The following is a 13,076-nucleotide window of genomic DNA, read 5'->3' on the forward strand; positions in this document are numbered from 1 at the left end:
GCTTCAGCTCTTAAAGTCGAACGTGAAGCTTGACCAAGCCTGATTCCGGATCGATCGATGCAGGATGGGTATTGATCGCGACCGCACTTCGCACCCATGACACGCGGCCAGTTTGTCTCTCCGTCATGCCCGGGCTTGTCCCGGGCATCCACGTCGGTCCACGCGCGCTGCACGACGTGGATGGCCGGGACAAAGCCCGGCCATGACGAGGAGGCGGGGGCGAGTGCAACAAGACCCATGCGGTTTGCTGCCGAAGCTATGCTGGAGTGCCGCGCCGCGACGGCTTTCTCCCGACAAGTGCTCGCGCTAGAACAAGCCCCGACACCACGGAGCTCCCCATGACCGATCTCTGGCGCCTGCCGGCTGCCGACCTCGCCGCCCTCATCAAGTCGAAGCAGGTCTCCGCCCGCGATGCCGCGACCGCGGCGCTGGCGCGGCTCGATGCGGTGAACCCCGCGATCAACGCCGTGGTCGACCATCGCCCCGAGGACGTGCTGCAACAGGCCGACGCCATCGACTCCCGGCTGGCGCGCGGCGAGGATCCGGGGCCGCTCGCCGGCGTGCCGGTGACGATCAAGGTCAATGTCGACCAGGCCGGCTTCGCCACCACCAACGGCCTCAATCTGCAGAAGGACGCGATCGCCTCGGCTCACAATCCGGTCGTCAACAACCTGGTCAAGGCCGGTGCCGTGCTGCTCGGCCGCACCAACACCCCGGCGGTGTCCTATCGCTGGTTCACCAGCAACCTTATCCACGGCCACACCAAGAACCCACGCGACCCCGGCATCACGCCGGGCGGCTCCTCGGGCGGCGCAGGATCGGCCACCGCGGCGGGCATCGGCCATATCGGGCATGGCACCGACATCGCCGGCTCCGTCCGCTATCCCGCGTACGCCTGCGGCATCCACGGCCTGCGCCCGACGGTCGGCCGCATCCCGGCCTTCAATACACAGTTCCCCGAGCGCCCGATCGGCCCGCAGATCAGCGCCGTCTCCGGCCCGCTCGCCCGCACGGTCAACGACGTCAGGATCGCGCTGGCCGCGATGTCGGCGCGCGACGTCCGCGATGTCTGGTGGATGCCGGTGCCGCTCGAGGGCCCGCCGCTGCCGAACCGCGTCACCCTCTGCGTCAACCCGGACGGGCTGAACCCTGTGCCGGAGGTCGTGGCCGCCTTGCGCGATGCCGCCAGGCGGCTGGAAGCCGCCGGCTGGACCGTCGAGGAGATCGCGGACACGCCGCCGATGCAGGAGGCCGCGCTGCTGCAGACCCGTCTCTGGCTCGGCGACGGCTACGAGGCGCAGCTCGCGGCTGCGGAAAAGGAGGGCGACCCAGGCGCGCTGGCCTGCCTGCGCGGCGTCAGTGACAAGGTTCACCCATTCGACCTGTCGCAGACGCTCGCGCGCCGCGCCGCGCTGACCCGGCAATGGCTCCTGTTCATGGAGCAGCATCCGCTGCTGCTGATGCCGGTGTCGGGCATGCTGCCGTTCGCCGATCAGCTCGACCGCAAGGACGAGGAGTCGTTCCAGCAGGTCTGGCACGCCCAGCTCACGCAGATCGCGATTCCGTTCTTCGGCCTGCCGGGCCTGACGGTCTCGACCGGCATGGTCGGCCGCGTCCCGGTCGGCGTCCAGCTTGTCGGCCAGCGCTTTCGCGAGGACGCGTGCCTTCTCGCTGGCGAAGCGATCGAGGCTGGCGGTACCCCGCCGTCGCCGATCGATCCGGTGCTGGGCTGATGGCCAGCATCTATGATTTCACCGCGACCTCGCTGAAGGGCGAGGAGGTGCCGCTGAAGCGCTTCGAGGGGCAGGTGCTGCTGATCGTCAACACCGCCAGCGCCTGCGGCTTCACGCCGCAATATCGCGGCCTCGAGGCGCTGCACCGCGCCTATGCGGACAGGGGCTTTGCCGTGCTCGGATTTCCCTGTAACCAGTTCGGCGCCCAGGAGCCCGGCACGGCCGAGGAGATCGGCGCGTTCTGCGCCGGCAAGTACGACGTCACCTTCCCGCTGTTTGCGAAGATCGACGTCAACGGTACCGATGCACATCCGCTCTACAAGTTCCTGAAGGGCGAGAAGACCGGCCTCTTGGGCTCGGCGATCAAATGGAATTTCACCAAATTCCTGGTCGATCGCCGTGGGAATGTGGTGTCGCGCCATGCGCCGACCACCACGCCCGAGGCGTTGAAGAAAGAGATCGAGGCACTGCTGTGAGCGACAACGAGACGACTGCGACCCCATTTCCTGACCGGCTGTCGGTCGATCCGAAGAGCCCCTATTACAATGCGGAGATCCTGTCGCGCGACGTCGGCATCCGCTTCAAGGGCGCCGAGAAGACCAATGTCGAGGAATACTGCATCAGCGAAGGCTGGATCCGCGTCGCCGCGGGGAATGCCAAGGACCGCCACGGCAACCCGCTGACCATCAAGGTCCACGGCCCGGTCGAGCCGTATTTCAAGGATTGAGGCGACTGCGCCGCGGGCCTCTGGTGGTCGTATCCGCCAACCTCTGCCCTCAGCGATGAGGCAAACCGCCAACCCAGGACTCGTCATGCCCGGGCCTGTCCCGGGCATCCCCGTCGTCATTCCAGGTGCACGACATGGATGGCCGGGACAAGCCCGGCCATGACGGTGCGGAGAAGGGCGGGGTCGAAGCAGCTTTAGCCCCCGCGTCGCGATGGGTATTTTAGAACGTTGGTCGTAGATATTTGAGCGTCGTTCAAAATCATATTGAACGTCGCTCACAATCCGCTACACTCACCCATATCCGCCCCGTCGGCACCGGTCCCGACGCGCGACGTCCCCAGGCGTTTGCGCGATCGGACCCCTGCGTGCCGTCTCCCGGCGGGGTCACAGAGGGTGATGACGATGGCCTATTCGGAACAAGATCTGCGCGCCGCCGCCGGTGCAGGCGCGATCGGGCCCGACGAGTTGCAGCGGTTGCTGACCTACCTCGAGCAACAGGCGAAGGCGGGTCCGGCGGCGCACGCCAAATTCGATGCCGCGCATCTGCTCTGGTACGCTGGCGCGCTGATCGTGATCGGCGCCATGGGCCTGTTCTCGACGGTGGCCTTCTCGCAGATGGGGGGCCGCGCCCTGACGGCCTGCGCGCTCGCCTATGCCGCCGCGTTCGGCTTCGCCGGCGACCACCTCTGGCGCCGGAGCTTGCGCGTCCCCGGCGGCCTGCTGATCGCCATCGCCGTGTCGATGGCACCGCTCGCCGTCTACGGCGTCCAGGCCGAATTCGGCTGGTGGGGCAAGTTCGGCAAGCCCGGCACGGTTCATGACTTCTACGTCTGGATCAAGGGCAGTTGGCTGTTCATGGAGATCGCCACCATCGCGGCGGGCGCGATCGCGCTGCGCTTCTATCGCGTACCCTTCATCGTCGCGATCATGTCGGTCGCGCTGTGGTTCATGTCGATGGACCTCACGCCCTGGATCTTCAACGTCAGCCATTTCGACTGGGAGATGCGCCGCGTGGTGTCGATCTGGTTCGGCCTCGGCATTCTCGCGGTGGCGTGGATCGTCGACTACACCAGCCACAGCCGCGACTTCGGCTTCTGGCTGCACTTGTTCGGCCTGATGGCCTTATGGGGCGGCGTCAGCGCCACGGAAGGCGCGACCGAGCTGGGCAAGGCCATCTACTGCCTGCTGAACGTCGGCCTGCTCGCGATCGCCGTCATCATCGTCCGCCGCGCCTACGCCGTGTTCGGCGCCATCGGCATCACGATGTATCTCGGCCACCTCGCCGACGTCGTCTTCAAGGACTCGCTGCTGTTCCCGTTCGCACTGTCGCTGATCGGCGTCGCGGTGGTCGCGGTGGGACTGGCGTATCACCGGAAGCAGGGGGCGATTGCGGAATGGCTGGCAGCCAATCTGCCGCCGGCGGTGCTGCGGTTGCGGCCGCAGCGAGCTGCTGCGTAGGCTGGACAATCAACTGAATGTATGGCCGTCCTATCGAACACCAGTGGCGATCGCTAAGCAGAAGCTGTGGACCGTAGCGGGAGGGAGTAGATATGGAGGAGCGGCTGCTACGCCTGCCGATCGCCGCAGTGTCCGGGCCTATGAAGCGAGAAGTCGTGCTCGCGGAAATGACGCGGCAGGACGGGGAATATGTAATCCGGAGCATTCCTGGGTTCGCCTATGATGTCGCATTGGACGATATCGTCAGAATTGTCGACCCGAATTCCGGTCGCTTCGAGGTCGTGTCGCGAAGCGGGCAAGTGTCTATTCGCGTCTTCATCGAGGGACCACTTGATAGGTCCGACGTGCACGCGGTGATCGATGCGGTTCTTTCTGAGAATGGAAAGTACGAAGTGGGAAAGAACAGTGAGGATGCCTCACTCCTGCTTCTCAGTCTTCATATCGGTCTCGGTCTAGACAAGATCAAGTCAATCATGAATTTGGTGGCTGGTCCCGCCGTTCAATGGGAGTTCGGGAACGTGTACGACGATCATGGCAACTTCACAAACTGGTGGGCGCATTGATTTCGATGGCGGGATTGCGATAGCACGTCACCGAACACCCGAGGAGGTGAAGGTCGTTCTGCCGCCGCAGGGCTATGGATCGAAACGCAACCTCTTACCCCCCGCGATGAGCACGCTGCTGAGATATCAGTGACAGTGCACAAAACCTCTCGCATTTGGAGACGACGCAGTTACTGCTTCTCCCTCAGCAGGAATTTGGCGAGCCGTACGGCTGCCCAAGTTCCTAAGAGGCTGCCCAGACCTACGCCAGCCACGATGCCCAACAGCACGACGATGCTCCAGTCGCTGTGAATGCCTCCCGGCGCGAAACTGAGAGCGAAAAAGCCGATGGCCAGAGCAGCGTATCCAAGCATGGCGGCCCCCAGCGCGAAGCCGATCAGGCCTGCGACGCCGATGAACCCTGCTCGTGTGGCTTTCCCCATCCAAACATCTCCGACAATGGGCTGTCCCCGGGACGCAAGAATTCTCTTGCCATCTGTCGGGACTGGCCAGTCTGGATCGTCCTTGGGCCGAACACAAATGCTGCACGCATGCAGTGAGCCGTCAAGCTCGAGTTACGGTGACGCTGCATAAATCTGTTCGTCGAGATCGGCGATGTGGCCGCGCTCCCCCGCGGTCCTTGCTTCGCGTCAGCCTGCTGCCGTCCTGGACGTCCATTTCATGAGTAAGGACTATTGATCACGCCGACTGGCACAGACGTCACGACGGAGCCGCTCACGCCCGAAGGCTTTGCGCCCTATGGCTGGGCGCGCGGCAAGCCCTGTCCGGAGGCGTCAGGCGCCATCGCCTTTAAATGCGCCGCGAGCACGTTCTGGCATGAGCATGATTTCAACGCGCGCGCAGGCGGCGAGGTCGAGGTGCTGCGGGTCACCTACCGGCCCGGACGTCGTCCAGCGCCGTGAGTTGGGGGCCGCGCTGCTACAACTCGAAATGTCGATGCGTACGAGGCTAGCCTACGCTCGCCAGAACGATTTCCCGGAGCACGCGAGTCGGCGGAATCCACTGATCGTCGCTGCCGTAGTTTCCTGCCGTGAGGGCGATGACGAGCTGCAGCGCAGGGATGATGAACAGGCGCTGGCCGCCCTCGCCCTGTGCCATCCACATGCGCTCCAGGCGCCCGACCGCCCATCCCTTCGGCTTGCCGAAAGCTACATCGAGAAGAAACCATTGATAGCCGTAACGGCGAAGCTCGTCGGAGCTGACCACCGGCGTCGTGCAACGCGTGATCCATTCGGCGGGAACGATCTGTCGGCCATCGCACTGCCCGCCGGAGAGCATCAACGTTCCGATCCGCGAGAAGTCGCGGACCGACATCCGCGCGCCTGACGCCGCGAATGGCTCGCCGTCTGGTCCGGCTGCCCATTGTGTCGGCCCCATGCCGAGCGGATCGAAAAGAAACTCGCGTGCAAAGTCATGCAGTGACTTGCCCGACCCCTTGGCGATCAAACGGGCGAGCAACGCGGTTGTTCCGCCGCAATAGGTCCAGTGCGCACCGGGCCTGTCGACGATCGGCCGCTCCAGAATGTAGCGATAGCGGTCGGGGGCGTCGTCCATAGCGATTTCGCTGTTGCGGGGATCGGCGTAAGGCAAGCTGCTCTCATCCCAATCCGTTCCCATGGTCATTGAGAGCGCGTGATGCACGGTCAAGCGCGAGCGATCCTCGTTGACGAGATCACGATATTCCGGGAATCCGGACAGCAGGCTCGCCTCCGGCGTCGGGACCTTGCCTTGCTGAAGAGCGATCCCATAAAGCAAGGCCACGATGCTCTTCGAGCAGGATCGCAGGTCGTGGAGCGTCTGCGCCGTAAACTTGACCGTCCCGAGATCGCCAACGCCTCTCTCGCGATCCTGGCCTTCAAAATAGCGCTCGACGATCAGCGTGCCGTTCTGCAGAACGACAAGGCCGTGGATGTTCCACACGCGCCGCTCAGCGAGCGCCTGATCGAGTCGCTGGGTGACGCCGGCTGCGAATGTGTCGGAATCGAATGCAGCCCGGTGCCCGCGCGCCGGCATGATCGGCGATCCCATGGCGGCTGCTCCTATGGCTGACAGGATCTGGCGACGAGTGGGCACTGAGACAACGTCCTCACCGGGATGTCGGCTTATATCAGCCGGGCGCCTTCCGGTGAAGGTCGGTCTGACGGCCGGTGCAGCGACGCATCGAACGCTAAGGCTTGTCGGGATCGGCCAGTCTGGATCGTCCTTGGGCGGACACAACTCCTGCACAGCTGCAGTGGGACGTCAAAATCGAACCAGGAGCAATGTTCATGAGGATAACCGTCGAAACCACCGTCGCAGCCCCGATCGATCAGGTCTGGCGTGCCTATACGACGCCGGCCGACATCGTGAGATGGAACGCGGCCTCCGACGATTGGCATACGACCAAGGCTACGGTCGACCTGAGAGAGGGCGGCGCGTTCTCGTCGCGGATGGAGGCCAAGGACGGCAGCATGGGCTTCGACTTTGCCGGGACCTACACGAAGATCGTCGAGCACAAGCTGATCGAATATGCCTTCGGCGACCGGAAGGCCGAGGTCCACTTCGAGCCCGGCCCGAAGGGCGTTGTCGTTCGTGTCGCCTTCGATGCCGAAACGACCCATTCAATCGAGCAGCAGCAGGGTGGCTGGCAGGCCATTCTCGACAGCTTCGCGCGGCATGTGGAGGCGAAACGCAAGACGTCGTGAGGACGAGGGGGCCGTGGTCCCGACGGGCGCCACGAGCGGCGCCCGAATCTTTCATCTTGACAAATTCCGAAAATCAGCAATGATGCGCATGTCCTGTCCTTTTCGCAGAGGGGCGTACGCGTCGTCACGAACGTCGGGGCAGGGATGCGGTGGCCGCAGCGGCGACGGTGGACGACCGGCGTCGCTACGGACGGAGAAGTCGTGTGGTCCTGACCTCTCGACGCTGAGGTCTGCGCAACGCGCCAAAGGCGCGTTGTCGCAAAATGGGGGCAAGAACGCCGATCCCCAGGGAGAGCACGAAGGACACCGTTCAAACCATCGCGCAGGGAAGGCCGGAATGCACCGGTCGTACCTGTGGTTCCTGCCCCGTGCACTTTCTCACGCACGGGGGCCATGGGTTGCGGCCAGCACCCGGTCTTCCCTGCGCCCTCTGTATTTGTCGGAGGGACATGCTTCGCAGCAACTCGGGCGCCATGCGCCGCGAGGCTATGATCGCGCGTCCCCAAGCTGTTTGAAATGTGAAACCGGTCCAACCTCATCGTCGTCCCGGCGAACGCCGGGACCCATACGCCGCGGCGGATGTGGCTTGGCGAGGTCTAACGACTGGCCTGCCTCAAACGACGACCTGTGGTTATGGATCCCGGCGTTCGCCGGGATGACGACGGTGGCTGTGGCGTAAGCACAGTCTCTCACGGGCGTCATTGCGAGCGAAGCGAAGCAGTCCAGGGCGACGCGAAAGACTCTGGATTGCTTCGTCGCTTCGCTCCTCGCAACGACGGAGTTTGGAGTGGGCGGCGTGCCCAGCAATGGCGCGAGGTGGATGTGAGACAGTGCTGCAGTCTGCCGCAAGCCCTACGACGACAGCCGCATATCCAGCAGCCGCCGGCCCTCGGCGCGCAGCAGCTTCTTGACCGCGCTCGAGGCCACGACCTCGCCGTCATTGGCATAGGCTTCGTGGTTCTTCTCGATGTCCTCGAGCCGATACAGGTAGTTCACCATCACGGTCGCGGATTCGCGCTGGCCCTTGGACGAGAGGTCGCCGAGCCAGTTGATGCGCTCGAGTCTCGCGCCGTTGCCGAGGTGGAAGCGGGCGACGGGATCGATCACCTTGCCCTTCGACGTCCGCGCCTTCAGGAAGTAGTGCGCGGCGAGCGGCTCGATCACCGGGCGCAGCTCGGCGGTCATCTCGGCATCCTCGACCCAGCGCGGCTCGTTCAGCAGCTTGAGCACGTTGCGATCCTCCTCGGTCGCATCGGTCGTCGACTTCAGCCAGTGCATGAAGCCGGGCACCGGCGACAGCGTGACGAAGGTGTCCAGCTTCGGCAGCTCGCGCCTCAGCTCCTCGACCACCTGCTTGATCAGGAAGTTGCCGAACGAGATGCCGCCGAGGCCGCGCTGGGTGTTGGAGATCGAATAGAATACGGCGGTGCGGGCGCGGTCGGCCGGCACCGGCGGACGATCGACGGCGAGCAGCGGCGCGATGGCGCCGGGGATGGTCTCGGTCAGCGCGATCTCGACGAAGATCAAGGGCGCATCGGGCATCGCGGGATGGAAGAAGGCGTAGCAGCGGCGATCGACCGGATCGATGCGGCGGCGCAGATCGTCCCAGTCGTGGATCTCGTGCACTGCCTCGTAGCGGATGATCTGCTCCAGAATGTTCGCCGGCGTCGACCAGTCGATCTTACGCAGCACGAGAAACCCCCTGTTGAACCATGAGCTCAAGAGATGCACGACGTCGCGATCGAGCGCAGCGAGTTCCGGATTGCCCTTGATGAGATCCAGGAGATCGGTGCGCATCGCCACCAGCTCGGGCGTGCCGCCCGGCGCGCGGTTGAGCCGGCGGATCAGCTCCTGCCGGCGCGGCTCGGAGGCGAAATGCAGCGCGCTCGCGCCTTCGTCCGATGGCGTCGCGCGCCAGTCGTCGATCGCCTTGGCGAGCCTGGCCTTGTCCGGCCCGAAATCATGCACCAGCGCGGTGAAGAACGCCTTGCGGCCCTCGGGGTCGAGATCGTGATAGCCGTCGAGAACGTCGCGGGCCATCGCCGTGCCCGAGGCCTCGCCGGCGCCGGACACCAGCGCCTCGCACAGCTCGGCCAGGCTTTTCGCATCATGCTTGTCGACAGGGGCGCCGCCGCCGCGCAGCAGCGTCCGGCCTCGCTCGGAAATTGTGGTGATCAGGTCGGTGAAAAAGGCGTTGGCCATCTGATGTCGGTCGAATCCCGGAGCGTGATGAAGGCGATGTTACATGGATTTATGGCAAAGCTGGCGACATTCAAACATAACAAATCGTCAACGCCGCCGTCGCGGTGTGCATATGCGGCCGGCGAGTCATGCACCTGTCTGCTCCGCGAATTCGGTCGGAGTGCGGCCGGTAACCTGCCTGAAGGCATGCGAAAACGCCGGTACGCTGGCATAGCCGAGATCGGCGGCGAGCTGCTTGACGGAGAGGTGACGGTCGGTGGACAGCCGCTCGATCGCGGCGGCGATCCGGGCGCGCTGGCACCACGCCTTGAAGCTCAGCCGCGTCTCCGCCGCGAACAGCCGCGACAAAGTGCGGGCCGAGCTGCCGACCTTGCCCGCCAGGGTCGCCAGGTCCTCCTCGCTCGCGGGAGAGGCGAGGACGAGCTGGGCGGCACGTCTCGCGCGCGGATCCTGCGGCAAGGGGATGAAGGTCGAGGAATCCTCGGCGCGGCGCAATTCGAGCAGAGCGAGCCGCACCAGCAGCGCCGTGCGCTCCGGCCCGCCGTCCGCCGCGAACAGCGCCAGGATCGCCTGATGCAGCAGCGGCGACACCTGCACGACGAATTCGCGGTCGAGCCGCGCGCCCCGTGTCTCCCGCTTCAGCCAGTCCAGCTCGAAATACAGCGTCCGCATCTGGCTGTCGGCCAGCATGTCGATGGCGTGGCCATGGCGCGCCGGCACCCAGACCGCGCGGTCCGGTGGCACCAGCCAGCGTCCCCGCGGCGTCGTCACCTGCATCGTGCCGCGCGAGGCGTAGATCAACTGGGATTCACGGTGCATGTGCGGATCGAGCCGCGCACCTTTTTGATAGAGGCGCGCGATCAGATGGACGCCGGGCTCGGTCGTCACCCGGTCGGCGCCGAGCGGCTTCAATGGCGTGTCCACGATGGTCATTGGCGGCTTCTCGTTGGTCGCGTCGACTATAACCGATCCGTCAGGAATCGAGGACAGCTCCCATGAACAGCGCCCGCCGCGTCATCGGCTTCGTCAACGCGGCCCATTTCATCGACCATTATGCGATGCTGATCTTCGCAGCCGCGGTCATCATCATGGGCCCGGCGCTCGGCATGGCCTATGCGGAGCTCTTGCCCTATGCGACGCCGGGCTTCATCGCCTTCGGCGCCGGGTCGCTCCTGACCGGCTGGCTCGGCGACCGCTGGAGCCGGCGGCACATGATGCTGATCTTCTATCTCGGCATCGGCTTGTCGATGATCTCGGTCGGCTTGGTGCAGACGCCGTGGCAGCTCGGCGCGGCGCTGCTCGCGATCGGGCTGTTCGCCTCGATCTATCACCCGGTGGGAACCGCGATGCTGGTGTCCTACGCCGACCGGCTCGGCCGCGACATGGGGCTGAACGGGGTGTTCGGAAATCTCGGCGTCGCCTCGTCGGCGCTGGTCACCGGCGTGGTCGGGCAATATCTCGGCTGGCGCTTCGCCTTCATCGTGCCCGGGGTGATCACGGTGGCGATCGGCGTGGTGTTCGCGCTGTCGGTCGTGCATGAGGACCGCCGCGGATCGAAGCAGGCGGCGGCGCAGGCCCGTGTCGCGCGCGACCAGATGTGGCGCGTGGTGCTGGCGCTGCTGCTGGTGGTGATCGCGATCTCCACGACGTTCAACGCGATCACCGTGGCGCTGCCAAAGCTGTTCGCGGAGCGGCTGGCCGGGTTGACGCAGAGCCCGGCGCTGCTCGGCGTGATCGCGGCCGGCGTCTACGTGTTCGGCGCGATGACGCAGTACACGATCGGGCGGCTGCTCGATCGCCACGCGCTGAAGACGATCGCGCTGCCGCTGTCGCTGGTGCTGGCGCCGCTGCTGTATCTCGCCGCCGACGCGCGCGACTGGGCGCTGATCGTGGCCTCGATCGGCATCGTCATGGGTGCGTTCGGGCAGGTCACCGTGAATGACGCCATGGTCGGCAAGTACACGGCCGAGGAATGGCGTTCGCGCGCCTATGCGGTGCGCTATTTCATCGGCTTCACCGCGGCCGGCGCCTCGGTCGGCCTCGTCGCCTGGCTGTATGAGCGCGGCGGCTTCGTCACCATGCTGCAGGCCTTCGCCGCGCTCTGCCTGGTTGCGGTCATCGCCGCGCTGATCCTGCCGCCGGAGCTTCCGGCGGCGCAGCCGGCGCTGCGGCCGGCGCCGGCGGAGTGAGAATGCGATCCACCCAAATTTTCCCAATTGCCAGGCATCCGCCGCCGGCGCAGCCTGGGCCGATATGCGCGTGCGCATACTGATGAGACCCGATTGGCCACCATGCGGGCGGCTGCGCTGGCGACAAGTCATTGAAGCACGACACCATTGAGGATCGACCGATGATCAATCGCTTCAGGAGAATGCTGGTGCTCGGGATGGCCGCGGCGGCCGGCCTTGCAGCAACGCAGGCGCTGGCGCAGAGCGATGCGCAGCGCAATGCGATCAAGTCGGCGTGCCGGTCCGACTACATGGCGAAATGCGCGAGCGTGCCGCCCGGCGGCACGGCGGCGTTCCAATGCCTGCAGAAGAACATCGCGAGCCTGTCCTCATCTTGTCAGACGGCGGTCAAGGCGCTCGAGCCTGCCGCGGAGGCCAAGCCCGCGGCAGAGGCCAAGCCCGCGGCAGAGGTCAAGCCCACGGCAGAGACCAGGCCCTCGGCGGAAGCCAAGCCGCCGGCGGAAACCAAGCCTGCCGCGGAAGCCAAGCCGGCTTCGGTACCGTCCGCCCCGACCAAGCCGGCCGTCGCCGAGGCGAGCAAGCCTCCCGAGCCTCCGAAGGCCGCGGCGCAGCCGGCCGCGGCCGTTGCGGCCGTGCCTACGCAGTCCCCGGCGGCCAAGCCGGCTGCAGCGGCGTCAGCGCCTGCAGCCCAACCGAGCGAGGCGCAGGTGGCCGCGATCCGGAGTGCCTGCGGCTCCGATTACCGCAAGGTCTGCAGCAGCGTGCCGCCGGGCGGCGCCGCGGCGCTGCAATGCCTGGAGCAGAACAAGGCCAAGCTGTCCGCTCCCTGCGCCCAGGCGATGGCGTCTTCGCGCGGCGGCGCCGCGCCGGCGACTGCGGCTGTCGCCGCGCCCGCGGTGACAACCACTGCTGCACCGCCGGCGCTGGCGCCGGCGCTGGTGCTGCGACCGCTGCGGCCGCTCGAGGAGTTGCGCATCGTGAGGGCCGCCTGCGGCGCCGACGCGCGGGCGTTGTGCAGCGGCATCGAGCCGGGTGGCGGTCGAATCGCGCAGTGCCTCGCGGCCAATGCCGGCGCGCTGACGCCTGGCTGCAAGGGCATGCTCGCGCAGTTCGCGGCCAATCGCTGATGCGGAGCGGCTGCCGTCCATGGTTACCATCCGAGATGCATACGAGCGCGATCCACCCAAATTGTCACAATTGTCGGGCGGGGAAGTCCCAGGCAAGGTCGCGACGGGGTGGATATTTGACCAATGAGATCATGATCAGGAGTTTGAAGATGAGCGCCATTGTCTCACGTGCCATTATTTCCACGCTGTGCGGATTGTTCATCCTGGCGGCGATGCCGTTCGTGTCGATGTCGGATGCCAACGCCGTGGTCTGCGCTCGGGGCGTCGTGCGGGCCGGCTGCGCCGGTGCGGCGGGCGCCGTGGTGGTTCGCAAGCCGCCGGTGGCGGCTGCGGCGTGCCGCACTGTCATCGTCAATGGCGTCGCGGTTCGGCGCTGCGTTTAAGCGACGCTTA

Annotated in this window: 14 protein-coding genes; 10 read left to right on the forward strand and 4 right to left on the reverse strand. The window is 65.7% G+C overall.

Features of this window, described 5'->3' with window-relative positions; genetic code table 11:
- Positions 1-338: 338 nt before the first annotated feature.
- The 5 genes from ACQR0U_RS29930 to ACQR0U_RS29950 all read left to right on the forward strand — a co-directional run bounded on the left by ACQR0U_RS29930 (position 339) and on the right by ACQR0U_RS29950 (position 4,481).
- Positions 339-1,733, forward strand: a complete 1,395-nt coding sequence (locus ACQR0U_RS29930) for an amidase family protein (protein ID WP_434842830.1) — start codon at positions 339-341, stop codon at positions 1,731-1,733.
- A complete protein-coding gene (locus ACQR0U_RS29935) occupies positions 1,733-2,209 on the forward strand; it encodes a glutathione peroxidase (protein WP_316201186.1) in 477 nt (158 codons plus the stop codon). Before ACQR0U_RS29930 ends, ACQR0U_RS29935 begins: the two co-directional genes overlap by 1 nt.
- Positions 2,206-2,460 carry a DUF3297 family protein gene (locus ACQR0U_RS29940; RefSeq protein ID WP_315718031.1) on the forward strand — a complete coding sequence of 85 codons (255 nt, stop codon included), beginning with the start codon at positions 2,206-2,208 and terminating at the stop codon, positions 2,458-2,460. Before ACQR0U_RS29935 ends, ACQR0U_RS29940 begins: the two co-directional genes overlap by 4 nt.
- 402 nt (positions 2,461-2,862) lie before the next feature.
- Positions 2,863-3,918, forward strand: a complete 1,056-nt coding sequence (locus ACQR0U_RS29945) for a hypothetical protein (RefSeq protein WP_434842831.1) — start codon at positions 2,863-2,865, stop codon at positions 3,916-3,918.
- A gap of 92 nt (positions 3,919-4,010) precedes the next feature.
- Positions 4,011-4,481, forward strand: a complete 471-nt coding sequence (locus ACQR0U_RS29950; protein ID WP_434842832.1) for a DUF4265 domain-containing protein — start codon at positions 4,011-4,013, stop codon at positions 4,479-4,481.
- Positions 4,482-4,651: 170 nt separating this feature from the next.
- Here ACQR0U_RS29950 and ACQR0U_RS29955 read toward each other — a convergent pair whose 3' ends face one another.
- The gene (locus ACQR0U_RS29955; protein ID WP_434842833.1) at positions 4,652-4,903 is read right to left on the reverse strand and encodes a hypothetical protein; all 252 of its coding nucleotides are present in this window, start codon (positions 4,901-4,903) and stop codon (positions 4,652-4,654) included.
- 252 nt (positions 4,904-5,155) lie between these two features.
- Between ACQR0U_RS29955 and ACQR0U_RS29960 the strand changes: the two genes are divergently transcribed.
- Positions 5,156-5,383 (forward strand): hypothetical protein, encoded by a 228-nt coding sequence (locus tag ACQR0U_RS29960; protein WP_434842834.1) that lies wholly within the window; start codon positions 5,156-5,158, stop codon positions 5,381-5,383.
- A 46-nt stretch (positions 5,384-5,429) separates the two neighbouring features.
- Here the strand turns inward: ACQR0U_RS29960 and ACQR0U_RS29965 are convergent, their stop codons facing one another.
- Positions 5,430-6,509 carry a serine hydrolase domain-containing protein gene (locus ACQR0U_RS29965; RefSeq protein ID WP_434842835.1) on the reverse strand — a complete coding sequence of 360 codons (1,080 nt, stop codon included), beginning with the start codon at positions 6,507-6,509 and terminating at the stop codon, positions 5,430-5,432.
- 239 nt (positions 6,510-6,748) lie between these two features.
- Here ACQR0U_RS29965 and ACQR0U_RS29970 point away from each other — a divergent pair, with 239 nt between their 5' ends.
- Positions 6,749-7,165, forward strand: coding sequence for an SRPBCC family protein (locus ACQR0U_RS29970; protein ID WP_434842836.1), 417 nt, complete (start codon positions 6,749-6,751; stop codon positions 7,163-7,165).
- An 852-nt stretch (positions 7,166-8,017) separates the two neighbouring features.
- Here ACQR0U_RS29970 and ACQR0U_RS29975 read toward each other — a convergent pair.
- Together ACQR0U_RS29975 and ACQR0U_RS29980 are read right to left on the reverse strand one after the other, a co-directional pair.
- Entirely contained in the window at positions 8,018-9,367 is a 1,350-nt protein-coding gene (locus ACQR0U_RS29975; RefSeq protein ID WP_315718038.1) for a malonyl-CoA decarboxylase, read from the reverse strand.
- A gap of 126 nt (positions 9,368-9,493) precedes the next feature.
- Positions 9,494-10,300 (reverse strand): AraC family transcriptional regulator, encoded by an 807-nt coding sequence (locus ACQR0U_RS29980; RefSeq protein WP_315750222.1) that lies wholly within the window; start codon positions 10,298-10,300, stop codon positions 9,494-9,496.
- A 62-nt stretch (positions 10,301-10,362) separates the two neighbouring features.
- Here ACQR0U_RS29980 and ACQR0U_RS29985 point away from each other — a divergent pair, with 62 nt between their 5' ends.
- From ACQR0U_RS29985 to ACQR0U_RS29995, 3 genes are all read left to right on the forward strand, one after another.
- On the forward strand, positions 10,363-11,556 hold the full coding sequence (locus ACQR0U_RS29985; RefSeq protein ID WP_316201181.1) for an MFS transporter: 1,194 nt from the start codon (positions 10,363-10,365) through the stop codon (positions 11,554-11,556).
- A gap of 161 nt (positions 11,557-11,717) precedes the next feature.
- The gene (locus ACQR0U_RS29990) at positions 11,718-12,683 is read left to right on the forward strand and encodes a hypothetical protein (protein WP_434842837.1); all 966 of its coding nucleotides are present in this window, start codon (positions 11,718-11,720) and stop codon (positions 12,681-12,683) included.
- Positions 12,684-12,832: 149 nt separating this feature from the next.
- Positions 12,833-13,066, forward strand: coding sequence for a hypothetical protein (locus ACQR0U_RS29995; RefSeq protein ID WP_315718042.1), 234 nt, complete (start codon positions 12,833-12,835; stop codon positions 13,064-13,066).
- Positions 13,067-13,076 lie beyond the last annotated feature (10 nt).

This window comes from Bradyrhizobium sp. HKCCYLRH3097, assembly GCF_051167875.1.
In the GTDB taxonomy this organism is placed as follows: Bacteria; Pseudomonadota; Alphaproteobacteria; order Rhizobiales; family Xanthobacteraceae; genus Bradyrhizobium.

Coding starts and splice junctions, on each gene's coding strand:
- ACQR0U_RS29930 (WP_434842830.1), top strand. CDS start 339: ATGACCGATCTCTGGCGCCTGCCGGCTGCCGACCTCGCCGCCCTCATC.
- ACQR0U_RS29935 (WP_316201186.1), top strand. CDS start 1,733: ATGGCCAGCATCTATGATTTCACCGCGACCTCGCTGAAGGGCGAGGAG.
- ACQR0U_RS29945 (WP_434842831.1), top strand. CDS start 2,863: ATGGCCTATTCGGAACAAGATCTGCGCGCCGCCGCCGGTGCAGGCGCG.
- ACQR0U_RS29950 (WP_434842832.1), top strand. CDS start 4,011: ATGGAGGAGCGGCTGCTACGCCTGCCGATCGCCGCAGTGTCCGGGCCT.
- ACQR0U_RS29955 (WP_434842833.1), bottom strand. CDS start 4,903: ATGGGGAAAGCCACACGAGCAGGGTTCATCGGCGTCGCAGGCCTGATC.
- ACQR0U_RS29965 (WP_434842835.1), bottom strand. CDS start 6,509: ATGGGATCGCCGATCATGCCGGCGCGCGGGCACCGGGCTGCATTCGAT.
- ACQR0U_RS29970 (WP_434842836.1), top strand. CDS start 6,749: ATGAGGATAACCGTCGAAACCACCGTCGCAGCCCCGATCGATCAGGTC.
- ACQR0U_RS29975 (WP_315718038.1), bottom strand. CDS start 9,367: ATGGCCAACGCCTTTTTCACCGACCTGATCACCACAATTTCCGAGCGA.
- ACQR0U_RS29980 (WP_315750222.1), bottom strand. CDS start 10,300: ATGACCATCGTGGACACGCCATTGAAGCCGCTCGGCGCCGACCGGGTG.
- ACQR0U_RS29985 (WP_316201181.1), top strand. CDS start 10,363: ATGAACAGCGCCCGCCGCGTCATCGGCTTCGTCAACGCGGCCCATTTC.
- ACQR0U_RS29990 (WP_434842837.1), top strand. CDS start 11,718: ATGATCAATCGCTTCAGGAGAATGCTGGTGCTCGGGATGGCCGCGGCG.
- ACQR0U_RS29995 (WP_315718042.1), top strand. CDS start 12,833: ATGAGCGCCATTGTCTCACGTGCCATTATTTCCACGCTGTGCGGATTG.